General features: G+C 53.8%; 19 protein-coding genes and 1 pseudogene. 14 read left to right on the forward strand and 6 right to left on the reverse strand.

What is annotated here, in order from left to right; genetic code table 11:
• Positions 1 to 3: 3 nt before the first annotated feature.
• On the forward strand, positions 4 to 888 hold the full coding sequence (locus JQR86_RS21825) for a peptidylprolyl isomerase (RefSeq protein ID WP_434155030.1): 885 nt from the start codon (positions 4 to 6) through the stop codon (positions 886 to 888).
• A gap of 59 nt (positions 889 to 947) precedes the next feature.
• Positions 948 to 2,165, forward strand: a complete 1,218-nt coding sequence (locus JQR86_RS21830; RefSeq protein WP_434155477.1) for an MFS transporter — start codon at positions 948 to 950, stop codon at positions 2,163 to 2,165.
• Positions 2,166 to 2,329: 164 nt separating this feature from the next.
• Here JQR86_RS21830 and JQR86_RS21835 read toward each other — a convergent pair whose 3' ends face one another.
• Positions 2,330 to 4,534 carry an OsmC domain/YcaO domain-containing protein gene (locus JQR86_RS21835; protein WP_434155031.1) on the reverse strand — a complete coding sequence of 735 codons (2,205 nt, stop codon included), beginning with the start codon at positions 4,532 to 4,534 and terminating at the stop codon, positions 2,330 to 2,332.
• A gap of 475 nt (positions 4,535 to 5,009) precedes the next feature.
• Between JQR86_RS21835 and JQR86_RS21840 the strand changes: the two genes are divergently transcribed.
• From JQR86_RS21840 to JQR86_RS21865, 6 genes are all read left to right on the forward strand, one after another.
• Positions 5,010 to 6,746: a glycoside hydrolase family 5 protein gene (locus JQR86_RS21840; RefSeq protein ID WP_407363478.1), complete on the forward strand. Its 1,737-nt coding sequence runs from the start codon at positions 5,010 to 5,012 to the stop codon at positions 6,744 to 6,746.
• Between the two features lie 197 nt (positions 6,747 to 6,943).
• The gene (locus tag JQR86_RS21845; protein WP_258019980.1) at positions 6,944 to 7,066 is read left to right on the forward strand and encodes a hypothetical protein; all 123 of its coding nucleotides are present in this window, start codon (positions 6,944 to 6,946) and stop codon (positions 7,064 to 7,066) included.
• Between the two features lie 634 nt (positions 7,067 to 7,700).
• Positions 7,701 to 7,949, forward strand: a complete 249-nt coding sequence (locus tag JQR86_RS21850; protein WP_010798589.1) for a hypothetical protein — start codon at positions 7,701 to 7,703, stop codon at positions 7,947 to 7,949.
• A 162-nt stretch (positions 7,950 to 8,111) separates the two neighbouring features.
• Entirely contained in the window at positions 8,112 to 8,627 is a 516-nt protein-coding gene (locus JQR86_RS21855; protein ID WP_010798590.1) for a cupin domain-containing protein, read from the forward strand.
• Positions 8,628 to 9,053: 426 nt separating this feature from the next.
• Positions 9,054 to 10,247: a GAF domain-containing sensor histidine kinase gene (locus tag JQR86_RS21860; protein WP_434155032.1), complete on the forward strand. Its 1,194-nt coding sequence runs from the start codon at positions 9,054 to 9,056 to the stop codon at positions 10,245 to 10,247.
• 94 nt (positions 10,248 to 10,341) lie between these two features.
• The gene (locus JQR86_RS21865) at positions 10,342 to 10,578 is read left to right on the forward strand and encodes a hypothetical protein (RefSeq protein WP_010798593.1); all 237 of its coding nucleotides are present in this window, start codon (positions 10,342 to 10,344) and stop codon (positions 10,576 to 10,578) included.
• A 47-nt stretch (positions 10,579 to 10,625) separates the two neighbouring features.
• Here JQR86_RS21865 and JQR86_RS21870 read toward each other — a convergent pair.
• Positions 10,626 to 11,239 (reverse strand): annotated as a pseudogene (locus JQR86_RS21870) (NAD(P)-dependent oxidoreductase).
• 111 nt (positions 11,240 to 11,350) lie between these two features.
• Here JQR86_RS21870 and JQR86_RS21875 point away from each other — a divergent pair.
• A complete protein-coding gene (locus tag JQR86_RS21875; RefSeq protein ID WP_407363482.1) occupies positions 11,351 to 11,725 on the forward strand; it encodes a winged helix-turn-helix transcriptional regulator in 375 nt (124 codons plus the stop codon).
• An 18-nt stretch (positions 11,726 to 11,743) separates the two neighbouring features.
• Here JQR86_RS21875 and JQR86_RS21880 read toward each other — a convergent pair whose 3' ends face one another.
• Positions 11,744 to 12,793: a DUF1615 domain-containing protein gene (locus tag JQR86_RS21880; RefSeq protein ID WP_074829387.1), complete on the reverse strand. Its 1,050-nt coding sequence runs from the start codon at positions 12,791 to 12,793 to the stop codon at positions 11,744 to 11,746.
• Between the two features lie 338 nt (positions 12,794 to 13,131).
• Between JQR86_RS21880 and JQR86_RS21885 the strand changes: the two genes are divergently transcribed.
• The gene (locus tag JQR86_RS21885) at positions 13,132 to 14,283 is read left to right on the forward strand and encodes a dienelactone hydrolase family protein (RefSeq protein ID WP_312271507.1); all 1,152 of its coding nucleotides are present in this window, start codon (positions 13,132 to 13,134) and stop codon (positions 14,281 to 14,283) included.
• A gap of 19 nt (positions 14,284 to 14,302) precedes the next feature.
• Positions 14,303 to 14,641 (forward strand): YceK/YidQ family lipoprotein, encoded by a 339-nt coding sequence (locus tag JQR86_RS21890; RefSeq protein WP_010798598.1) that lies wholly within the window; start codon positions 14,303 to 14,305, stop codon positions 14,639 to 14,641.
• Between the two features lie 232 nt (positions 14,642 to 14,873).
• On the opposite strand, the gene JQR86_RS21895 is transcribed toward JQR86_RS21890, so the two are convergent.
• Complete coding sequence (locus tag JQR86_RS21895) at positions 14,874 to 15,050, reverse strand: hypothetical protein (protein ID WP_197873173.1); 177 nt, start codon at positions 15,048 to 15,050, stop codon at positions 14,874 to 14,876.
• Between the two features lie 494 nt (positions 15,051 to 15,544).
• Here JQR86_RS21895 and JQR86_RS21900 point away from each other — a divergent pair, with 494 nt between their 5' ends.
• On the forward strand, positions 15,545 to 15,730 hold the full coding sequence (locus tag JQR86_RS21900; RefSeq protein WP_122044094.1) for a hypothetical protein: 186 nt from the start codon (positions 15,545 to 15,547) through the stop codon (positions 15,728 to 15,730).
• 74 nt (positions 15,731 to 15,804) lie between these two features.
• Here JQR86_RS21900 and JQR86_RS21905 read toward each other — a convergent pair whose 3' ends face one another.
• Both JQR86_RS21905 and JQR86_RS21910 read right to left on the reverse strand, forming a co-directional pair.
• Positions 15,805 to 15,945 carry a hypothetical protein gene (locus tag JQR86_RS21905; protein WP_019364986.1) on the reverse strand — a complete coding sequence of 47 codons (141 nt, stop codon included), beginning with the start codon at positions 15,943 to 15,945 and terminating at the stop codon, positions 15,805 to 15,807.
• Between the two features lie 154 nt (positions 15,946 to 16,099).
• The gene (locus JQR86_RS21910; RefSeq protein WP_434155033.1) at positions 16,100 to 18,157 is read right to left on the reverse strand and encodes a UvrD-helicase domain-containing protein; all 2,058 of its coding nucleotides are present in this window, start codon (positions 18,155 to 18,157) and stop codon (positions 16,100 to 16,102) included.
• Between the two features lie 708 nt (positions 18,158 to 18,865).
• On the opposite strand from JQR86_RS21910, the gene JQR86_RS21915 reads away from it, so the two are divergent.
• Together JQR86_RS21915 and JQR86_RS21920 are read left to right on the forward strand one after the other, a co-directional pair.
• The gene (locus tag JQR86_RS21915) at positions 18,866 to 20,287 is read left to right on the forward strand and encodes an OprD family outer membrane porin (RefSeq protein ID WP_434155035.1); all 1,422 of its coding nucleotides are present in this window, start codon (positions 18,866 to 18,868) and stop codon (positions 20,285 to 20,287) included.
• A 337-nt stretch (positions 20,288 to 20,624) separates the two neighbouring features.
• On the forward strand, positions 20,625 to 22,172 hold the full coding sequence (locus JQR86_RS21920; protein ID WP_434155036.1) for a TerC family protein: 1,548 nt from the start codon (positions 20,625 to 20,627) through the stop codon (positions 22,170 to 22,172).
• Positions 22,173 to 22,280 lie beyond the last annotated feature (108 nt).

Genomic DNA, 22,280 nt, shown 5'->3' on the forward strand with positions numbered 1-22,280 from the left:
GACATGACAATGATCACCGTTGACGGTATTGCCATTACTGATGACCTACTTTCGCTGGAGGCCCAACTGCAGGATGCCAATGACCCAGCCGCTGCCTGGGAACAGGCCGCACGTGCACTCGTCGTTCGAGAGCTGCTTTTGGCCGAGGCTACACGCCACGGTATCACCGGTCAGGATGCTGAGCCCGGTGAGGAGGCCGACGAGGCCGCCATCAGGCGTCTGCTCGAAACTGAGCTGAAGCTTCCAGAGCCAACCGAGACAGAGCTGGAGCACTGGTACCAGCACAACCTTGATCGTTTGAAGCGTCCTGACCGTTGGCAGGTCCAGCACTTGCTGATCGCAGCGAACCCCGGTGATGAACGCGCCATTGGGGCGGCACGGGAAAAGGCAGAAACGATGCTTGCAGAAGTGCTTGATGACCCGACAGCACTGACCGTGTTGGCGGCCCGCTTCTCTGACTGTCCATCAAGCACGCAGGGCGGCGATCTAGGATTGATCGAGCGTGGAAGCACAGTGCCGGAATTCGAAACCCACCTTGCCGGACTGGCAGCAGGTGAGGTATGCCCCACAGTCGTTCAAAGCCGGTTCGGCCTGCATATCATCCGTGTGCTGGCTTGTCATAAAGGACGGGTACCGCCACTGCAGGCAGTACGCCCGCGAATTATCGCCTTTTTGCAGGAAACCAGTTGGCGGCAGGCCGTGCAGGGCTATATCGCCTCACTGGCCGCACGCGCCAGCATCAAGGGCTTCGACCTTTTTGCAGGCGAAAGCGCCCCTGCTTGCCCATCAGCGTGGCCGGCAGGATCATCGTGCACCGCCGCGGGCGCTTCCGCTGTTCACGCCCCGAACCGAGACCCCGTGATCATTCCCGCGAGGAACTGCTCTTGAAAATCGGATCGGCAGCAATCGCATCCTCAACCAGCACACAGTCCTTGCGTGTGCTCGTGATGAGCACCTTGGCATTTCTGATCTCCTTTGCCGTCTGGATGATGTTTGGTGTGATCGGCATCCCCATTCAGACCTCCCTAGGGCTCAGTGCATCTGAGTTCGGCCTGCTTACCGCCACGCCAGTCCTGACCGGCGCCATTTTCCGGTTGCCGCTGGGTATCTGGACAGACCGCTTCGGTGGTCGAACAGTGATGACCCTGCTGCTTCTGACGTGCACCGTTCCCCTCTGGCTCGCCTCCTACGCAAACCAGCTCTGGCAATTCCTGTTGTTGGGGCTGGCACTCGGGCTTGTGGGAGCATCATTCTCGGTTGGAACGCCCTACGTGGCTCGCTTTTTTCCCAGCGAGCGCAAGGGATTTGCGATGGGGGTATTCGGAGCAGGCACCGCTGGCGCCGCCATCAACATGTTCCTGGCGCCCACCCTTGTTGCCCGCTACGGCTGGGAGAGCGTGCCGCGTGTGTATGCCGTGGCGCTTCTCGTGACGGCGGTTCTGTTCTGGATAATTGCCGCACCGGATACCAGAGCCCCTGGACGCTCCGTTCCGGTTAGACAGCAGCTGGCTGTTCTGCGAGATGGGCGCGTCTGGAAATACTGTCAGTATTATTCCGTTGTATTCGGGGGCTTCACAGCGCTCTCGATCTGGATGCCACAGTATTACCTGAACGAATACGGTCTCTCGATTGCTCAGGCTTCACTGCTGGCAGCCTGCTTCTCCCTTCCTGGAGGTGCCCTTCGAGCGCTCGGCGGCTTGCTGTCAGATCGGCTTGGTGCTCATGCTGTAACGTGGTGGGTATTGTGGATCGCGTGGATCAGTCTGTTTTTACTCTCCTATCCACAAACCGATTTTACCGTTCAAACTGTCCGGGGACCGATGAGCTTTCATCTTGGCCTTCCGGTTTGGGGAGCAACAGCACTGCTATTTATTCTGGGTATCGCTTTTGCCTGCGGCATGGCTTCTACCTTCAAATACATCGGCGATGATTTTCCACAAAACATGGGCATCGTTTCAGGCATCGTCGGCATGGCGGGAGGACTGGGAGGGTTCCTGTTGCCTATCCTGTTTGGCACACTGCTCGACTTCCTGGGTATCAACTCAAGCTGCTTCATGCTGCTCTACGGCATCGTGTGGGTGTCGCTGGTCCTGATCTACATCACCGAAGTACGACGATCACCTCCATTGGGTACCTCCTCTAAAGAGCAGACCCATCATCCGTAGCCGGGCAAAGGGCAGTTCTCCTCTGCCCCAACGCAGTAACAGGTCCGTCTTGCGAGTGCGCCTGATTACTCAAATAGCAGGTAATCAGGCGATTGCACTGCTGGCATCCGCCAGGCGTATAGTCACTGGGAGCGACTCTAGCCACTACGCTCCTTCAACGACAGCTAATGGGCAGAGGCAGCGGCCTTGGCACGTGCAGTATGCAGTTTCTTATAGCTGTCGATCAGTCGCAGGTGTCTATCCAGCCCCTCCAGCTTCATGCTGGTGGGCGTCAGGCCAAAGAAGCGGATGCTTCCATCCACTGAGCCCAGCACTGCATCCATGCGCTGATTGCCAAACATCCTGCGGAAGTTGACTTCATAGTCGGCCAGCTCCAGCTCCTCGTCCAGCGATACCTCAAGTACTGCATTCAAAGCCTGATAGAACAGGCCACGCTCAACGGTATTGTCGTTGAACTGCAGGAAGGCACCGACCAGTTCATGCGCTTCCTCGAACTGCTTCAGTGCCAGATAGATCAGCAACTTCAATTCAAGAATTGTGAGCTGTCCCCAAACAGTGTTGTCATCAAATTCGATGCCAATCAGGGTAGTGATGTCGGTGTAATCATCCAGCTCACAGTTTTCCAGGCGCTCAACCAACGCTTCCAGAGCGGCGTCATCCAGACGGTGCAGATTCAGAATATCAGCGCGAAAGGACAGCGCCTTGTTGGTGTTATCCCAGATCAGATCCTCTACCGGATAAATCTCCGAATAGCCCGGCACCAGGATACGGCAAGCCGTTGCCCCCAGGTCCTCATATACCGCCATGTACACTTCCTTACCCATATCCTCGAGGATACCGAACAGGGTCGCGGCTTCCTCAGCATTGGCATTTTCACCCTCGGCTGAAAAATCCCATTCGACAAATTCGAAATCCGCCTTGGCACTGAAGAAACGCCACGACACCACACCGCTGGAATCAATGAAATGCTCAACGAAGTTGTTCGGCTCGGTCACGGCCTGGCTTTCAAACGTAGGCTGAGGAAGATCATTGAGACCTTCGAAGCTGCGCCCTTGAAGCAGTTCTGTGAGGCTGCGCTCAAGCGCTACCCCCAAGCTTGGATGCGCGCCAAACGAGGCGAATACGCCGCCGGTACGTGGATTCATCAAGGTGACGCACATCACCGGGAACTCACCTCCGAGCGATGCATCCTTTACCAATACCGGGAAGCCCTGCTCTTCCAGTCCTTGGATGCCAGCCAGAATAGCCGGGTATTTTGCCAGCACGTCCTGCGGTACGTCAGGCAGGGCAAGCTCCCCTTCCAGGATTTCACGCTTCACCGCGCGCTCGAAAATTTCCGACAGACATTGCACCTGCGCTTCAGCCAGCGTGTTACCAGCACTCATGCCATTGCTCAGGTACAGGTTTTCGATCAGATTGGACGGGAAATACACCACCTCGCCGTCCGACTGACGTACAAAGGGCAGCGAACAGATGCCGCGCTCGACGTTGCCGGAGTTGGTGTCATACAGATGCGAGCCGCGTAGCTCCCCATCAGGGTTGTAGATTTCCCGGCAGTATGCATCGAGAATTTCAGATGGCAATGCATCCTTACGGCCTGGCTTGAACCACCGTTCGTTCGGGTAATGCACGAACTCTGCATTGGCAATGTCTTCACCCCAGAACTGATCGTTGTAGAAGAAGTTACAGTTCAGACGCTCGATAAACTCGCCCAAGGCTGACGCCAACGCGGCTTCCTTGGTGGCCCCCTTGCCATTGGTAAAGCACATCGGAGAATGAGCGTCGCGTATATGCAGCGACCACACGTTGGGAACGATATTTCGCCATGAAGCGATTTCAATCTTCATGCCCAGGTCGGCCAGAATCCCCGACATGTTGGCAATAGTCTGCTCAAGCGGCAGATCCTTGCCTGCAATAAAGGTGCTCGTGTCAGAGGCCATGCTCGGTATCAGCAGCGCCTGAGCATCGGCATCCAGGTTGTCCACTTCCTCAATGACAAATTCCGGGCCGGTTTGCACCACCTTCTTTACCGTACAACGGTCGATGGAGCGCAAAATGCCCTGGCGGTCTTTGTCAGAGATATCTGCCGGCAACTCGACCTGAATCTTGAAAATCTGCTGATAACGGTTTTCAGGATCAACAATATTGTTCTGCGAAAGACGAATGTTGTCGGTAGGGATATTGCGTGTCTGGCAATACAGCTTCACGAAATACGCAGCACATAACGCTGATGAAGCCAGGAAATAATCAAAAGGCCCAGGCGCCGAACCGTCCCCCTTGTAGCGGATAGGCTGATCGGCTATGACCGTGAAGTCATCGAACTTAGCCTCAAGCCGAAGGTTATCGAGAAAATTGACCTTGATTTCCATGCAAAACTACCGAAACGTGAATAAGCGAATTGGCTGCCATTATCCCGCATCTCGACAAGAAGTTTTTGCTTTTGGACGAAAGCGAAAATAGATCATGAAAATATTCAAGAAATATCGAGCCGGATAGGCGAAAGCGCCAGAATGGTCTCGCCTGAAAGCCAGATTTCTGACTGCCCAAGGGGTCCCTTCTTGACCAGGCACTGCCTACTCGACCTGAAAAATCAAACCCGATAAACGGTCTTCCTGCTGAAAGCATTGCGCCATCAAGTATTTAGCAAAGCTATCAGGACTTTAATCCTAAATGTTTCCCTATGTGTAAAGGTTTTGGCACGTCATTTGTAATCAAGGGCACAAGCGTCAGGATGCGCCTCTTGGTACCTCCAGTACCAAGACCTCATTACTTTTTATTTAGGGCAGCCCCTCGTATTCATGGACGCGAGACCTAGCCCATCACTAGCAGAGCAGTATGGTGATTATGAGCACGTCCATTCATTTTTCTAAGCGATTCTTCAAGAGCTTGCCCCTTCTCGTGGGTCTTACCTTTGGCTCGGTAGCCGCCCAAGCCGAACCGGTCGATCTGGTTAGTCTGAACCTGTCCGGTGCGGGATTTGCTCCCCATGTTCTACCTGGAATCAATGGCACCAACTATATTTTTCCAGTGGAATCCTATTTCCAGCAGTGGAGCGCCAGGGGTATCAAGACCTTCCGCTTCCCCATTATCTGGGAGCGCCTGCAACCCAAGCTGGGTGGCCCGCTGGATCCAGCCTATGTTGCGTTGATCGACCGCACCTTTGGTTATGCGCAAAAGCACAACATCAAGATCATTCTGGACCTGCATAACTATGCACGCTATCGCGGCCAGGTGATTGGCACCAGTGGCGTTCCGTATGCTCGCTACCAGGAGATCATGACCAAGATTGCCCAGCAGTGGAGTAACCAACCCGCCCTGTACGCCTACGACATCATGAATGAGCCCAACGGGGCCCTGGCCTATTGGGCGACCGCCGCACAATACGGTATCAACGGTGTGCGCGCAGTGGACAAGACCCGCCCGATCATTGTGGAAGGTAACGGCTGGTCGAGCGCTACGCGCTGGGCGGAGTGGAATGATCCCTTGCTGAACCTGAAGGATCCGTCCAACAACATCATTTTCTCGGCGCACTCGTATTTCGATGAGAACGCCGGTGGCAGCTATGGTGACGTAGACGTCAACAAGCTGGACGTGATGTATGGCGTGAATCGGGTCAAGCCGTTCGTAGAGTGGCTGAAAAAGCATGGTAAGCGTGGCTACATTGGTGAGTTCGGCGTACCGGATAACAACCCGCGCTGGAACATCCTGATGGACAATATGCTGGCCTACCTGAAAGAGAATTGCGTACCGGCATCCTACTGGGCGGCAGGTCCGGGTTGGGGCAATTATTTCATGTCGGTTGAGCCGGTAAATGGGCAGGATCGCCCGCAGTGGCCGACCCTTAAGAAGTATATGGACAGCAGCAGCTGTACGGAAATAGGCCCGAAGAAGGCAAGCTCCTCCTCCACGACGCCAACGCCATCCACTCCGTCTGTGGGTAAAGCACCGGTTGCAACCGCGCCGTCCGCCGGTATTGGTTCCTCAACAACACCGTCGACTTCAAGACCATCAGTGGTGGCTCCAACCACCATACCCGCTGGAGCGACAGCCAGTGCAGTTAGCAGCGTAATCAACAACTTTACTAACGCCGATTGGCTCAATGGTGTTTATCGCAAGAAAGCCGGTTTCTCGATCCCCGCTACGGCCGCCAATAAGGCTGCCTTCATAGTAGGTGCTTCGGTGCGACTTGCTAACGGAGAGGTCAGAAAAATTACCTCTGTCCAGATCGGCACTAATATGGCTGTGTACCTGGAAGGCGCTCCGGTAAAGGGATCGATCGTAGGCTATCCCAACAAGCTGGCGCTGGTATCAGCAGTACTTACCACAAGCACGATCAATAACTTTACCAACGCTGACTGGCTCAACGGAGTGTACCGCAAGAAGGCTGGCTTCTCGATTCCTGGCACCTCAACCAACCAGGCGGCATTCAAGGTAGGAAAATCTGTACGCCTTGCCAATGGCGAGGTTCGCAAGATTACCTATGTCCAGGCAGGTAAAAACCTTGGGGTTTATCTCGAGGGCGCTCCGGTAAATGGATCGACCGTAGGTTATCCCAAGACATTGGTGGCGCTAGCCAACTAATCGGAGCTATGCATCCAGAGCCTCTTTCGCCAAGAGGCTCTGGAACTTAATCGTTGTCCTGCATAGCAATTGATTCGGTTCATCATAAGTCCTTGAAACATAATGAAAGCATTTATAAGCGTAATAATCAGGCATCCTTGTAGTTACTGTCTTTAATGAACCAACACGTTCATAAAATCAGTTAAGTGAATCCGCTATTGAATGCTTTTATAGAATGGCTGCTGAGCGAGCCCAAGCGCACCAGTGATTGGGACTGGTTAGGTGATCTGGAAGCACGTAGCGCTGAAGAGGAGCGTGACGATACAGATGTTACGTTTTAAGCATATTGAGGCGTTATCGGTATGCTTCATTTTCTGCAGCTTGCCGCCGTGTTGAAAGCCTTTATCCGCTTAATATAACGTTAGCTACCTCTTCCCCATGATGCGATCCGTGAGAGGAAAGCTGCCTCAAGCTTAAAGCTTCTGCTTTATCGGATAACGCCCTTTTCTTTTCGACTGATAAGGTTTGATATACAGAGAAGCCTTATCCTTACAACCGAACACCCGCCTTGCCACGGAATGAAAACCAAGCGCTCTTTACTAGCAAGCTTTCAACGGCAACTGGCTAAGAACTGGAAGGAGCGGAGCATACTTTTGCAGGGTCAGTAACTCAGGGACAGCGGGCAGCACGAAGCCCTGCATGCTCCAGCAAACCTCGTTATCATTGCTTCCGCTCCAATAACTCATCTCACTTGACCACTCTTCATCAGGCGAAGCCAACTTCCTTTGTTAAGATCTCTCCTTCTTCAGATCACGCCGGTTTTCTGACGGGCCCAGCATCAAGCGTATCAATCACCATTGTAATTGGCGCCTATCGGCCATAAGTGATCGTTCGGAGGATGATGCTCGGAAAAGCATCGTTGCAATGCTATTAAAGTAGCCAGGCAAGCAATCAGACTTGCCAGGTAGTTGGACTATGGAAACGAGTGATCGCCCCGTGAAACCTGACAATGTGGTTCATGAGTACACGTCTGCATTAGTACTGGGCATTCGCTTCGTCTGTGTATTGGCGCTGTCTGCAATGATTGCCGGTAAGCTTTCCAGGCTTATGGGTACTGACAATGTTGTTGTTTATTTCCTGGTGTTTATTGCGCTGGTCGTGCTGTTGAACAAGATTCTGGAAAGCCTGTTTGCGCGCCGCAAGTTGGTGCCGGAAGAGGAATGAGATTTACATTACTGCTTCCTATACGATCGGCACCATTGATCGCTGACGCGGTTAGCGATCGCACTTCATGGTATCGCTTGCACAAAGGAGCAAAAACGGAATCCGTCATCGCTCTATGATTGTCTATGCTGCATAACCAGACGCCCCACGGATCTCGCAGCCATGACAACAATTCCCTCCAACAAGGCAGCCGTACTGGCTCAAGCGCTTATTCGCAACCTGAACAATGCGTCGCTGACGCATGAAACCTACGGCCCTTTGTTTGAAAGTCAGAGCGGCAGCCTTTCTGAAGGAACAGCCGCACAAAAGCTTGGTTTTTCGCTGGATATCGTTCCGCCAGGCAAGCGCTCATGTCCCTATCATTTTCACCATGCTCAGGAGGAGGCATTTCTCATTCTGGAGGGCACGGGTACGTTGCGGGTAGCAGGCGAGCATGTGCCGATACAGGCCGGCGATGTGCTTTTTATTCCCGCCGGCCCTGACTATCCACATCAGATCATCAATACGTCTCACGCTGAGTTGAAATACCTGTCAATCAGCACGAAAGAGTCGCCCGAAGTCGTGGAGTATCCAGATTCGGGTAAGTACCTTGCGACTGCCAGTGCCAAGGGAATCAAGGCGTTTCGCGCCCTACAGAGGACCGAGGCCAACTTGGACTATTGGGAAGGTGAAATCTGAACACGGCTGTGTTCTGGAGGCCTCCCTATGCCCGAGGTTATGTCGTTAGAGAGGCATTGCTTGCTGCCGTGACCTGTATGGGCGTGCGCTTTTTCCATTTCCAGCCAGCAGCCATCCTGCTACAGGCACAGTCGTTATAGAACGCCGTTCTGCTGATACGGCAGCGCTTCACGCTCAACAGCGTCCTACTGTGTAAGCCTCCGGGCACGCCTAAGCCAGGGATGTGTCATGCAGGCGGCTCTTGAGCCATCCGAGGGTAAAAGACGGCAATGGCAAGCGACTTTGAAAGTCGTCTCCCTGGCCAGGAGTCTCACCTGTGTAAACTGTATACGTCCAAAGGTTGTCAACGATACGATAATCGCGTTCACTACCCTGATCTATCGTCAGGGGCAGCCGTGAAGTACGCCTCGCTTCAAGGTATAACTCATGATGCGTACACTCGAGAATGATCTTTCCATCATCGCTAGAATCAGTGCTGTTGGCGTTATTCTCAAGGTCATATCTGAAAGCACCCTTCTTCGTTTTGTCGCAATCGCACGGGTAACTGAAGATTCCTGGACAACCTGTGCCGTATTGGACCTGATCGGCTTTGGGCTCAAGGTAGGCGATCCTCTGGATGTCACCACAACACTGTGCCGCGACGTCCATGCAAGCCAGGACTCGATCCTGATCAATCACGCCAGTGCAGATACGCGCTACTGCAGTCACCCAACCCCTAAGCAGTATGGTTTTGAAAGTTATATCTCGGTTCCCCTCTTCCGGCGCGATGGCAGCTTCTTCGGCACGTTGTGCGCATTGGATCCAGAGCCCGCGAATCTGGACGAGACGAAAACCTTGGCAATGATGAGTTCGTTTACTCATCTGCTTTCGCTGGAAATAGAAACCCAGGAAAACCTTATCGAAACCGAAAGCAAGCTGCTTGATGAAAAGCTGACGGCCAAATCCCGAGAGCATTTTCTTGCCCTGGTTGGCCATGATCTGCGCAATCCACTGTTCTCCATTTGTGCGGGTGCACAGCGGCTGCTGAAAACACCGCGCGAGGATCAGGAGCGCTCGCTGGTCGAACTGATCCACTCTTCTGCCCAGCGAGCCCTACGAATGGTGGAAGACATCTTTGATTTCTCCAGAGGACAGCTGGGTAACGGCATCCCGCTAGCCAAGGAGGAGCGCGGCAACCTGGAACTGCACCTTCGGCAGGTCGTCAATGAGCTACAGGCAACCTACCCTGATCGCTGCATTGAAAGCGCGGTAAGTACATTGGGGACGGTCTATTGCGATTGCGACCGCCTGGCGCAGCTTCTGTCGAACCTGACAGCCAACGCCATTCAGCACGGCAATCCGCAAAGCCCTATTCTGATCCGTGCAGAGGTGGAGAATGGTTTACTGACGCTATCCGTTCACAACGATGGCGAGCCTCTTTCTGAAAACATCCTGTCCGGCCTGTTCCAACCGTATTGGCGAGCCAGCCGAACGACGCTTCAGACCAACCTGCAACAGGGGCTGGGTATCGGGCTGTACATCGTCAATGAAATCGCCCGCTCCCATGGTGGCCATATGAAGGTAAATTCCAACCGAGGCAGCGGGACGGTATTCACCCTCACCATGCCAGTAAATCGCTAGCAAGCAAGCGCTCTAGCATCGCCTTTCGAGCCGAATGGCAGGAACATCGGCGGTGCTGTACCTGTCGAAGTGAAAACATCGACAGAATGGTTTTATGACAGTGAACGCCTTGAAATACCGCCTTGCCTCGCTCGATCCGCCCGTCAAGTACACACTTGAGAGTCGCGGCGATGTATTTGTCATTACGCTCATCGACCCGCGAACACCTGCCAAGGTTGAGCGGAGCCTGCTTAATCGTCATGCCGCGAATCAGGAACTCATGAACACCATCATTGAAGATGCCATCCATGAGCTCCGTCGCAAAAGTTCTGCCGTTGCACGGGATTTATAAGCGCAACCGCTTACGAGCAAGCGAACGGTAACGATTCTGTCCTCGTTTTAGTACCCGACGGTAAACCGGTTGCGGAGATGCCTGCCTTGCTCCAGTTCGTCAACCATGGCGATTGCATAATCTTCGAATGAAATGTGGCTCCGTCCCTTCTGATCTACCAGCAGGCTGTCTTCACCCAGTCGAAACGCCCCAGTGCGTGGCCCATGTACGAATTCGGCCGAGGGCGAAAGAAAGGTCCAGTCAAGCGCTGGCTCCCTTTGTAACCGCTCGAGAAAGAGAGCACCCGCCGAAGCCTCTGGCTTGTATTCCGCTGGGAAATCAGGCGTATCGATTACTCTGACTCCGGGTGATACCTCAAGGCTTCCCGCGCCCCCCCCACTACCAGATAACGTCTGATCCCAGCCTTTTTTACCGCTGAGATAAGAATTTCCGGGTTGCTGCTGGTAAACATGACGGCACTGATAACGGCGTCATGACCCTTTAGGACACCCGTTAGTTCAGCTTCGTTATTCGCATCGACCGCTACCGGTAGTACACCTCCTGCCTTTTCTATACGAGAGGCATTTCTGGCAATTGCAGTCACTTGATGCCCTCGCTTCACCAACTCATCCTGAATGCACGAGCCGGCATTTCCTGACGCGCCAATTAATGCAACCTTCATGTATAGTCTCCTTCCGTTAGTTAGTAACTTTCGGAAACCACGTTAATTGACGCGGTACGTTCCGACAAGAACGCACTTTTTTCTCACTTGGTTACTTTGAGGTGACTGCCAATGAATCAAGCGGCTCTGGCACCCGACACATTTAGCGCTGACTGTCCAACCCGACGGATACTGGATCGAATTGCAGATAAGTGGACGGTGCTGATACTTGATCTTCTGCTGGAAAGCCCCCTAAGGTTCAATGAGCTATTGCGCCGAATTGGCGGGCTTTCCCAGAAGATGTTATCGCAGACATTGAAAACGCTCGAGCGGGACGGTCTGGTCTTGCGTACGGCATTTCCCACCGTTCCGGTCACCGTGGAATACCGTATCACCGAGCTGGGCGTTACCCTCGCCGAGACGCTCCAGCCACTTCGGTTGTGGGCAGAGGCGAATATGGAGGCGATCGATCAGGCCCAACTGCGCTACGACAGCACGCCTCGGTAAACCAAGGCGTGCTGCACGTCACTTCGCACGCGCCAGACAGCGCTGGTAGCGCTCCTCGACACGCTTGGCAAACCAGGCGGTGGTTAGTTTGCGGGTAATCTTGGGGCTTTCGAGCGTAATGCCTGGCAATATGGCCCGAGGTAGCGATTTACCCGCTTTCTTCTCAGCCAGCTCGAAAACGCGGGTGTACAATTTGGATTCCTCGAAATCGAGTGTTTCTCCTTTTTCAAGCGCACGTCGTATGGCCAGTTCACTCATGTCCAGTCGTTTGCCCAGCTTACGGACGGCCAGTTCGGTTGCACTCGGCTCCAGTGAGCCATAGCGGATCAGATCGCCGTCCAGCGCAAGAGAAACGCCTGTCAGACTGCTCACTGCCCGCTGAAACGCAGCATTACGGCTCGAATACCAACCGGCATTGTAATCGGCAAATCGGTAGATCTGTTGGGTGTAGCTGACCGGATAGCCAAGCAGGTGTGCCGTCCCGAAATAGACACCGCCGCGTCGGGTAAAGACCTCGTTACGGATCGATCCGTCAATCGTATAGGGATAACCTCTGGATTGGCGCTCAGCGAACGCTACGCTAACTTGCATCGGCCCGCCAGTTTCAACAGGGTTGAAGCTACCAAAGAGTGTCTTGCCCAGCGGAACCATGCCAATGAAGTCATCAAAGATATCGCTCAGCTCTTTTTCAGTATGCGCCGCAGCAAGTCGCTCGTTATAGGTTTTGCCGTTGGGTGACCGTAGGCTTAATGCGGTACGGACCAGAAAGGCCGGTATATGCAACTTGCCTGCGCGGCGATCGATTTCCTTCTTCGCAATCGAGCCCATGCCTGGCACTCGAGGGTTTGCCTGAAACGTGGACTCCTGCTCGGTCACCGCCAATACGGAACAGATGTTTTCGGTCGTTGGAGGAATTTTTTGCGCATCGAACGCCGTATAAATATCCCTGGCCCAGCCCTGGCGCTCAGACACACTACCAGGCATGAGCCTGACAATCCTGGCTTGTACTTCAGTTGGGCTGGGCGCAGATACCTGCTGCGGAGAGTGTGTTCCACATCCTGCCAGCATCAATAGGGCTGTAAGTCCAAGAGCGTACCGGCCATAGCGTAAACCGCTATCCAGTCCCCTGGAAATGGAGTGGAATGATACAAGGAACGTGGCCACCGTGGGTGTGAGACGGAGGGTCTGCAAGGATTATGGTTCCCGTGTCGAGGTGAGATGCGTGTGAGACCTGCCCCCTATCAAAAGAATTCCACCTCGATAGCAAACGTAACGGCCTGCCTCATCCTATCGGATATCCGCCTGAACAGCTGAGATCCGGATTGCCAGAGGGCCCATCCATTTTTAAGTTGTCATACTGCTGTCTATACTCTCGCCTCAATAACAACAACAGCCGGAGTCGCACCTTGAATATTCTGAAATCTCTCGTGCTTTGCGGGATCAGCCTTGCCGCAACGGCAAATGCCCAGGCCCAGTCAGCTTCCGCTCCCATTACGGCCGACGCACTTCCCGGCAATTACCTGCTGCTCAAACAGAAGATGACCTATCCAGATAGCTGGCTGTCAGGTCATTACAAGCACTTTTCAAAATGGCGTACCCATGCCCAAACGCTACTGCGCGAGGCGTTGCTAACGCCAGATTCAAAGCGTGCCTTCAACGCTCAGGTTATTGATCAGCAGCAGCGTTCAGGCTACAGCGCTCAGAAGATCAGGTTCACGCTGACGGATGAAAGTCGTGTCAACGCTCTGCTTCTCTTGCCTGATACGCCCGGCCCTCATCCCGCGGTGCTAATGCTGCATGACCATGGGGCGCGCTTTGATATTGGCAAAGAGAAGATGGTCAAACCATGGGGTGATCAAACAGTATCTGCTTCCGCGCAGCAGTGGGCCGACAAATATTTCTCTGGCCGCTTTCCTGGCGATGAGCTGGCCAAGCGGGGCTATGTCGTGCTTTCGGTCGATGCCCTGGGTTGGGGTGAGCGCGGCCCGGTGACATACGAACAGCAACAGGCGCTTGCCAGCAATTTCTTCAATTTGGGACGTTCCCTTGCCGGAACAATGGCCTATGAAGACATGCGCTCGGTCGATTTTCTGGCAACGCTCCCCATGGTCGACGCACGTCGCATCGGCGTTGTCGGGTTCTCCATGGGAGCTTTTCGCGCCTGGCAGTTAGCAGCCCTTTCAGACAAGGTTGCGGCAACTGCTGCCATTTCCTGGTTTGGGACTTACCAAGGCCTGATGACGCCGGGGAATAACACATTACGCGGCCAGTCATCGTACTACATGCTGCATCCAGGCATACCGGCCCGGCTCGATATTCCGGACGTTGCCGGAATTGCTGCACCCCGTCCGTTGTTGCTTTTCAACGGTGGAAAGGACACGCTGTTCCCTTCAGAATCGGTCGAAGCGGCTTACGCCAAGGTGCACCGCATCTGGCGTTCTCAACAGGCCGAGCTGAATCTCAACACACAGCTGTGGCCCGAACTTGGCCACGTGTTTGTGCAGGAGCAACAGGAAGCCGCTTTTGTCTGGCTTGATCAGTGGCTCAAGCCACGTTGATATAGAAGGAACGATAGGCATGAAGCTTGACACGATTGCCATTGGCGTCCTGGCGCTGAGCCTGACTGGGTGTGGAACCCTCAATACGGTGTTCCAAGACGATGCGACTACCAGCTACAAGCTCAGGCAGCAGAAAACCTATTGCGAGTCCATAAGCCGGGTCTATAGCGGCGTGGCGTACGATTTCTGCTCACTCAACGCTCCGCCCGTTATCTATCCCCCACCTCAGGAAAAACATGCTGTTCCACTGATTGCGGTAGATATGGCGCTTTCTGGTGTGTTGGATACGTTGGTATTGCCTTACACGATCTATCAGCAGAACAAATACGGCAGTATGGAAATCAAGGGCCAGAAATAGTTTCTCCTTTTCCTTGCAGCCAGTAGTACCCGCTCGTAAGCGTTTGGATCTGCACTCGGTTAACCAGGTGTAATCGAGTACAGATGCTTACAGCGTGAACTAGGAATCGACCGAAGAACGGCCCAGGGCCAGAATACTGCACGGAGGCGTAGCCAGCAGTGTCTCGGCAAAACTTCCCAGCTAGAGCAAGGGATAGTGCTCCGTACGACCAACTACCAACACATCCACCTCATCACGGCTGCAATAGTTGATCACTGCAGCAATGGGCTGCAATCGCCTCGACATAATCAAACATAACCAGGTGCAATGCCGCTCGGCTGGCTTGCGCCAGCGCTTGGGCACGCTTAGAGGCAGCAGTCCGCTGACAGCTGTTGTCCACCACAAAAAGGAGGCGTTGATAGCGATTCATCGCGCGGCTCCTTTGGGGCTCTCCCCCTACCTGATGCCACTATCGTCATACGCCTGTAAAGCCAAGGCTTGATACACATCAAGGAAATGAAGCAGACCTGCGTATTGCGGGACACCATAAGTCACGGCACGTGATGTCACCCAGGTAGAAGATGTTTCTCAGCCTGCCCCCAGTTATGGATATCGGCAGCGCCGATTATCCATACGTCGCCAGGTTTCGCATATGACGCAAAGGAGTGCTTAGCTTGGAGGTACGTTCAAGTGGGGCCTACGGAACTGACTGACATGGTCCAGGCTACCGCGCTCCGCTCAAACGACAGTCTGTAGTACGGCACGTCGGTTACCTACGTAACCAAGGCCATGATCGCTGGCGGTGAAATAAGGCTGAAATGAAAAGAGCGGTATGTATACAGCACGCACAAGCCTTGATGTAAATCAGTACCAGACGCTCTACATGAGCGTAACTATGGACGAAACCTTACATGGTCCCTGCCCATGAACATACTTATCAAACAGTCACCAGCCCACTCCCTGCTCCAGCTCATGATTCACGGTTGCGATCTACAAGCCGGAACAATGTTGGCCCAGGAGCGCCAGCATGAGCAGTCAGGCCCCATTCGCCTGTCCAGACATTTGAGACAGGGCTCCACTGCTTTTTTGGATCTTTATCAAAAGCGCTAATCGCTGTCAGGTTAATGTGTCATCCCTTGTGCTTACGCAACAGCTCGCATCAAGCACGAGGGATGGCACCCGTTTCAACGGACTGGATCAATGTTGCCAGTCGCCTTTTTAAGCTGTACCTGTTTTTGCGTACCCAGCAGAAAAGCCGCTTTTTCGGCAAAACTGGTGTGGATATGCAAGGCATTGGCTGGATTACGAAACAATTGATGAGTCATGGCGCTACCCTCTTTAACTGGTGGGCTCTTCAAGGAAGAGACAGGTTCACCATAGGCAGCGCAGGCGCAGGCTAGAAATGTTTTGTAGCACTAGTCATCATCAGCCAAATCGATAATCGGAGAAACAGATTCCTTTTCAAGGGTTTAGCCGCTATCAACATGGCCCTCTCGATTTGGTCGTATACCAGAGTACACGACTAACTCCTCGTGTGATCGCGACATAAGAGAGCCTTGATGACTCATCGGCCATTGCTTGATCATAGGTGTTCTGAAAAAAACCAGACGCTCTATACAATGCGTTGCGCAGCGGATGGGGTAAGGCACCGGCTCCGTCGTCCACAACAATGGCTACTTCAGCCTGTAATCCCTTCGCGCGGTGAATGGTATAGCAGCGAACAGGTAGCGCCTTGTCGAGATGGCTTTGAAGAGTCTTGAGCGTCTCATTGCGTCGGCTCAACACCAACACCGCAGTCCGCTCCGAAGAGTTCCGACTTGCAGCGTGGGCGCACTGAGCCTCGATCTCCTTTACCACTTCCGGCAGGCGACTCTTGAAATCGAACCGTGTAACCGCCTGCACGCCATGATCACCTCGCTTGACAGTCCTGGCGGCCTGGCAGGTCTTTTCCTGCTTGAATACTACGCCAGCCAATACTCTCTCAGCGTCCCGAATAATGGGTTCCACGGAGCGGTAGTTGGTAGCCAGCGTCAGAACGGTACTTTTTCTGTTTCGCCCCTGGCTTGGAAAATGACGGTCGAAGTTCATGAAGAGTTCGGGAGAGCTTCCTCGCCAGCCATAAATGGATTGCCAGTCATCCCCTATCGCCATAAGACTGATTGCCCGCTTCTGACGGGCCAGATATCCATGGACGGCTTGTAGCCACAATACGATCTGTGGGGAGATGTCCTGAAATTCATCGATCAGCAGATGACTGAAGGGCATCAGCATTTCCGGACAGATACTCCGATCGTTTCGATTGAGCCGATCGGTAAGCTCCTGAAACGCACGGTTGAACGTCAGCAGGCCCCTCTCTTTCAGACAGGCTTCAAACGTTTTCCAGAAGAGCCCCAGGGCCTCGATAAAGATCTGCTCGCGAACGGAACACTGCACGCTATCGCTTTGTAGACGATCTATCCGTAGTCCCAGGCTTTCGATAAAGCCCGCCTGGACGTAGAACGCCTCAAAAAGCGGAACCGCTACGAACTCGCCCTCCAGCTTGAACGGCTTGAGTGGAGCGGGCCTGTTTCCTTCGCTTTCATCGCTTTCGTTAGCGATATTCAACAGCTTGTCGACCTTCCTCTTGAACGCCGGGACGTCTGAATAGGCACGCTGGTAGGCCTGTTTGAGCAGGTCCAACTGCACAGGATGAAGACGGCCGCCTGTCAATGGATTGTCCAGCTCGGTAGCCGATGCTTTGCGATCGGACAGCTGCTCAAACCATACCGGCGCACCTAATGCGTCCTTGGCGAGCATACCCATCGCCGAATGAAAGGTCCGTACGCAGCTGCGCGCCTGCTCAGCTGAAAAAGAGAACTTCCAGAAGGACAATACCTTGATAAGCTGCTCGCGCAGCTGCGCGCAGGAGTCGTTAGTAAACGATATGACTGTGAGCTGTTCGGGCTTGATATCCAGATGGCACAGCATGAAGACTACGCGCAGCACCAGCGTAGTGGACTTACCCGACCCTGCACCTGCAAAGATGCGCGTAGCCGGGCTGCGGCTGACAATCATACCCCACTGCTCGTCTGACGGCGCCCGGATCACTCCTGCTTTGACGGCTTCGGCTACGCGCTCATGCATCGCCTGAACGTGCTGCTCGGTTATAGACAGTAACGCAGGCCCATAGAGTCCTTCCGTGGTAGCTCTATGGGCCTTGGGCTCAGACTCCAAAGGCTTCTTGGCTCGTCCGCTCGGCTTCGTCGATCGCTTGGTCGCAGTCGCACTCTTGCTTTGAGCTTTTTTAGCTGTGGGAGCCGGCTTGCCACGCTTTGGAGAACCTTTTGCACCGTTTTCAGGTTTTTTGCGTGGGTTGACTTTCTGGGTGGGCTTACGGGCGACCATGGACTTGAGTTTATTGGTCAGCAACGAGCCCGCCTGCTTGCTTGGCTTGGGATGAGACAGCGGGCCATCACCATTGCTCTGCAGGTATTCCGTGGTACGTGGAAAATAGTTCGATAACGCCCCTGCTAGGTAGCGTTTAACAGCAGACAGCATGTGGATTCTATCCGGTTGAAACTCACCCTCAATGATACGGCGTTTTGGCTCGTTGTGCTGGATAGATAATCAGGGGAATGCTCAGTGTGGCTGCAACGAGCAGAAGCAAACTACCGGCAGCCAAGCACCCTTTTGAAAAACCATGCACCATTACAGAGCACACCTGTGCACAGTCGGTGCGCATTTCATTACCAATATCTTTCTCAGGCGTAACAATGGTTTAGCGACTGTTACCAAATGTATACAGGCTTAATGATATCGAAACTGCCCTGATTTTATGCATTTACGCCATAAATATATGTGTAACGGACAAACATAAACCTGACTAATCAGTCATGTTTCCTTAGGTACAGCTTCTGCATAGAGCCCTGCGACGGGCATGAAATCCTGGAACTGTTTCTATGGATCTCCATGCCGTTAAATGGCCTGCTTGGTTGCCTTGGCCCTGTCTCGATACGCCATTCGGGAAGTGAGCAAAGCGCAATAGAAGCAGAAACCCATTTTATTCAAATTGACTCGGCGAGACGGGTTTCTAAGCCATGGGCCTAGTACGTCTCGATTGAGGGAGAGCAAATACGTAAGCGTTGCGTTAACCGTCCTGGCAGAGCGTATGGCGCCGCGCCGCGGACACTTTCCTTCTGCCTGTCAGCAGGAAAAGCACCATGGGGCGTTTCACTCGAACTCCTATAAAAATCATAAGGAAAATAGATGTCTACTTTGTACCGCGCCGGTTTTACCCTTTCGCTACTTGCACTTTCGCTTGCAGCTCAGGCTCAGTCTCCGGCCCCTGATGATCCCAGCTACATCAATGAAGTCCAAAGCCTTCCCAATGTACAGAAGCCGGTCAAAGGCCAGGCAGGCGCCAAGGGATTTTTTGAAGACGATACGCTAACGCTGACCACGCGGAACTTTGCTGCTCGGGAGATCGGGCAAGACCGTTTCGGTTTCACCTATCCTAAGAACGGCTCCCGTCACTTCACTCATACTCGTAATACCTGGGTTCAGGGCACAGCGCTCAAATACAGCTCCGGTTATACGCAAGGTACCGTGGGGTTCGGTATCGATGTTGCTGGGTTCAATGCCATCAACCTGGAGCGAGGCAAGGGACGAATCGGTGGTGGCGGCAACCGTACGCTGGCAGACAGTGACGGTCATGGCCACGATGAATGGTCAAAGCTAGGGGTAGCTGATGTCCGTTTGCGTGTGTCCAATACCGAGCTTAAGGTCGGTCGCTTTCTGATTGATACACCCGTGGTCAGCTATAACGACAACCGCGCTCTGCCCTCCAGTTTTACCGGTGTCGGGATCGTCAGCGATGAATGGGACAACCTGTCGCTTCAAGCCGGCAGCTTCCGCCGTGCCAGTCCGCGAACCGGTGCAGGCGATGAGAAATTCACGACCGAATACGGTACACGCGAAGTCATTGGTGATCATTTGAGTTATCTGGGCGGTAACTACAAGCCGCTGGACGGGTTCGAGATCAGCCTCTACGGCGCACAGTTTGAAGACGTCTGGAACCAGTATTACTTGGGATTGAGCAAGACCGGCGGTGATATCAAGACGTTTGGCTGGAAAGCTGCATTCAATGGTTATCGTACCCTCGATCAAGGCGATGCGAAGGCTGGCAATATAAACAATACTGCCTGGAGCATGGCGCTTACCGGCAGCCATCAGGCTCACAGCCTGACGTTCGTGTATCAGCAGATTGAAGGAAACGAATACTTCGACTATGCCCACGAGACCGCTGCGATCTACTTGGGCAACTCAATGTTTTCGGACTATAACGGGCCAAACGAGAAGTCCGCCCAGGTCCGGTACGAGACCGACTGGAGCTACTTCGGCGTTCCGGGCCTGACAACGGGCATCTGGTACGTTAAGGGCTGGGACATCGACGGTACGCATTACAATCCCGGCAGTGGCAATTACGCTAACTATGCCGAAGTACTACAACAGGACGGGGAAACCCACCACGAACTCGGGCTGGTCGGCACATACCAGGTCCAGTCCGGCCGGATCAAGGACAGCAAGTTCCGCCTGATGCTGACCCGTCACAAGGCTAGCCAGAATCAGGTAGACGGCAGCTTCAAGGAGATCCGCCTCGTTTCCACATTGCCATTCAACTTCCTGTAATACCGAAGGACGCGCTTCGGCGCGTCCTTTCTCACCCTGCTGGTCCATAGCAAATTGTAATAGTTTCGCTTTAGGCAAATGTCTATCACCCGGTTAAGCTCTAGGCTTTCCACTCTATCCAAGGTGTTATGAACACGTCCTCCGAACCTCCCAGTCGACGCTTCCCTTCCATATCGAGCAGCCCTGCTCCGCGTCACGTTGCCACTTCCTTACGCCCTTTCTGTTTACCTCACAATGCCCTCTCGTTGCCACGGTGCCTGCCCGATCATCCCATCGCGCACACCGATACTGCACACGTTCGGCTATTCAACTTCCAACAGATAGAGGCCTGATCCACATGGAATGGATTGCTGATCCCACCGCGTGGCTGGGGCTTGCCACGCTGATCGTGCTTGAGCTGGTCCTAGGCATCGATAACCTGGTGTTTATTGCCATTCTGGCAGACAAACTGCCGCCTCACTTACGTGACCGCGCCCGCATCATCGGCCTGTCGCTGGCGATGCTGATGCGTCTGGGTCTGCTGGCCGGCATTTCGTGGCTGGTAACCCTTACCGCTCCGTTGTTCGAGGTATTTGGCAAGAGCTTTTCCGGGCGCGATCTCATTATGCTGTTTGGCGGTATTTTCCTGCTCTTCAAAGCCACGATGGAATTGCATGAACGCCTTGAAGGACATGTCGTTCAGGCACGAAACAGCAAAACCTACGCGGCTTTCTGGCCTATCGTCGCTCAGATCGTGGTGCTGGACGCGGTCTTCTCGCTGGATTCCGTGATTACCGCGGTCGGCATGGTCGACCATCTCTCCATCATGATGATCGCGGTGATCGTCTCGATCGGGGTAATGATCGTTGCGAGCAAGCCTCTGACCCACTTCGTCAATGCACACCCTACCGTCATCATGCTGTGCCTGGGCTTCTTGATGATGATCGGTTTGAGCCTGACCGCCGATGGTTTGGGCTTTCATATTCCGAAGGGCTACCTGTATGCCGCGATTGGCTTCTCGATTCTGATCGAGCTGCTCAACCAGATCGCACGCCTGCGACGTCGTAAGAAGCTGCACGGAAACCATCCCTTGAGGGAGCGCACGGCATACGCGGTCATGCGCCTGTTGGGCGGGCGTAAGTTTGAAACGGACGAGGTGGATGACGAGATCACCGACCTGCTGGATGATGACCATGATCAAAGCGTCTTCCATCGCCAGGAACGCATTATGATCAGCAGTGTATTGAACCTGTCCGAACGGCCGATTCGCAGCCTCATGACGGTACGCTCCGATGTGGACTACATCGACCTTGCCAATACAGATGAGCACAATCGCCAGCGTCTGATGGACTCCCCTCACTCACGCCTGCCGGTCATACGAGACGGTAAAGTTGATGAGCCGCTGGGATTCATTCATAAGAAAGACCTGCTTCGTGAGTTGCTGGCAGGACACGATGTAGCATTCGATAGCGCTATTCATGTTCCTATCGTATTGCCAGAAACCTGCGGGGCCTTGCATGCGTTGGAGCAGCTTCGCCATGCGTCGACGCACATCGCGTTTGTAGTCAACGAATTCGGTGATTTCGTAGGTGTGCTGACCATTACCGATATGCTTGAGGCCATTGCAGGTGATCTTCCAGACGCCAGCGAAATGGAAGTGCCTGATATCCGCAAGGACAAGGACGGTTTTATCGTCAGTGGTGGACTCCCGCTGGATGTTCTCAGGCAGCGCCTGGGCTTTCAGGCCAAGGCCACTCAGGACTATCAGACGCTGGCCGGCCTCGTCATGAGCCTGCTGGATCGGTTGCCTGTCAAAGGTGATCGCGTGGAATGGCTAGATTGGAGTCTCACCGTGACCGATATTGACGAGCGACGCGTTAGCCGCGTTTATCTTCGCAAGCGATAAGGCCATTGTCAGGGCTCTTGGAAAAGGCGGCTTCACGCCGCCTTTTCTGTTCACCCGCATTTGCTCGTTCCCCTCATGAAGTCGCAACGTTTTGTCAAACTTGTCAGT

It is taken from the genome of Pseudomonas sp. JZ134, assembly GCF_051027695.1.
GTDB lineage: Bacteria > Pseudomonadota > Gammaproteobacteria > Pseudomonadales > Pseudomonadaceae > Chryseomonas > Chryseomonas luteola.

What these genes read in the sequence shown, in the direction of transcription:
- JQR86_RS21850 (WP_010798589.1), top strand. Translation starts at nt 7,701, where the DNA reads ATGGAAACGAGTGATCGCCCCGTGAAACCTGACAATGTGGTTCATGAG.
- JQR86_RS21905 (WP_019364986.1), bottom strand. Translation starts at nt 15,945, where the DNA reads ATGACTCATCAATTGTTTCGTAATCCAGCCAATGCCTTGCATATCCAC.
- JQR86_RS21825 (WP_434155030.1), top strand. Translation starts at nt 4, where the DNA reads ATGACAATGATCACCGTTGACGGTATTGCCATTACTGATGACCTACTT.
- JQR86_RS21910 (WP_434155033.1), bottom strand. Translation starts at nt 18,157, where the DNA reads ATGCTGTCTGCTGTTAAACGCTACCTAGCAGGGGCGTTATCGAACTAT.
- JQR86_RS21840 (WP_407363478.1), top strand. Translation starts at nt 5,010, where the DNA reads ATGAGCACGTCCATTCATTTTTCTAAGCGATTCTTCAAGAGCTTGCCC.
- JQR86_RS21830 (WP_434155477.1), top strand. Translation starts at nt 948, where the DNA reads ATGAGCACCTTGGCATTTCTGATCTCCTTTGCCGTCTGGATGATGTTT.
- JQR86_RS21900 (WP_122044094.1), top strand. Translation starts at nt 15,545, where the DNA reads ATGAACATACTTATCAAACAGTCACCAGCCCACTCCCTGCTCCAGCTC.
- JQR86_RS21880 (WP_074829387.1), bottom strand. Translation starts at nt 12,793, where the DNA reads ATGCTGGCAGGATGTGGAACACACTCTCCGCAGCAGGTATCTGCGCCC.
- JQR86_RS21890 (WP_010798598.1), top strand. Translation starts at nt 14,303, where the DNA reads ATGAAGCTTGACACGATTGCCATTGGCGTCCTGGCGCTGAGCCTGACT.
- JQR86_RS21855 (WP_010798590.1), top strand. Translation starts at nt 8,112, where the DNA reads ATGACAACAATTCCCTCCAACAAGGCAGCCGTACTGGCTCAAGCGCTT.
- JQR86_RS21875 (WP_407363482.1), top strand. Translation starts at nt 11,351, where the DNA reads ATGAATCAAGCGGCTCTGGCACCCGACACATTTAGCGCTGACTGTCCA.
- JQR86_RS21835 (WP_434155031.1), bottom strand. Translation starts at nt 4,534, where the DNA reads ATGGAAATCAAGGTCAATTTTCTCGATAACCTTCGGCTTGAGGCTAAG.
- JQR86_RS21920 (WP_434155036.1), top strand. Translation starts at nt 20,625, where the DNA reads ATGGAATGGATTGCTGATCCCACCGCGTGGCTGGGGCTTGCCACGCTG.
- JQR86_RS21895 (WP_197873173.1), bottom strand. Translation starts at nt 15,050, where the DNA reads ATGAATCGCTATCAACGCCTCCTTTTTGTGGTGGACAACAGCTGTCAG.
- JQR86_RS21860 (WP_434155032.1), top strand. Translation starts at nt 9,054, where the DNA reads ATGATGCGTACACTCGAGAATGATCTTTCCATCATCGCTAGAATCAGT.
- JQR86_RS21915 (WP_434155035.1), top strand. Translation starts at nt 18,866, where the DNA reads ATGTCTACTTTGTACCGCGCCGGTTTTACCCTTTCGCTACTTGCACTT.
- JQR86_RS21865 (WP_010798593.1), top strand. Translation starts at nt 10,342, where the DNA reads ATGACAGTGAACGCCTTGAAATACCGCCTTGCCTCGCTCGATCCGCCC.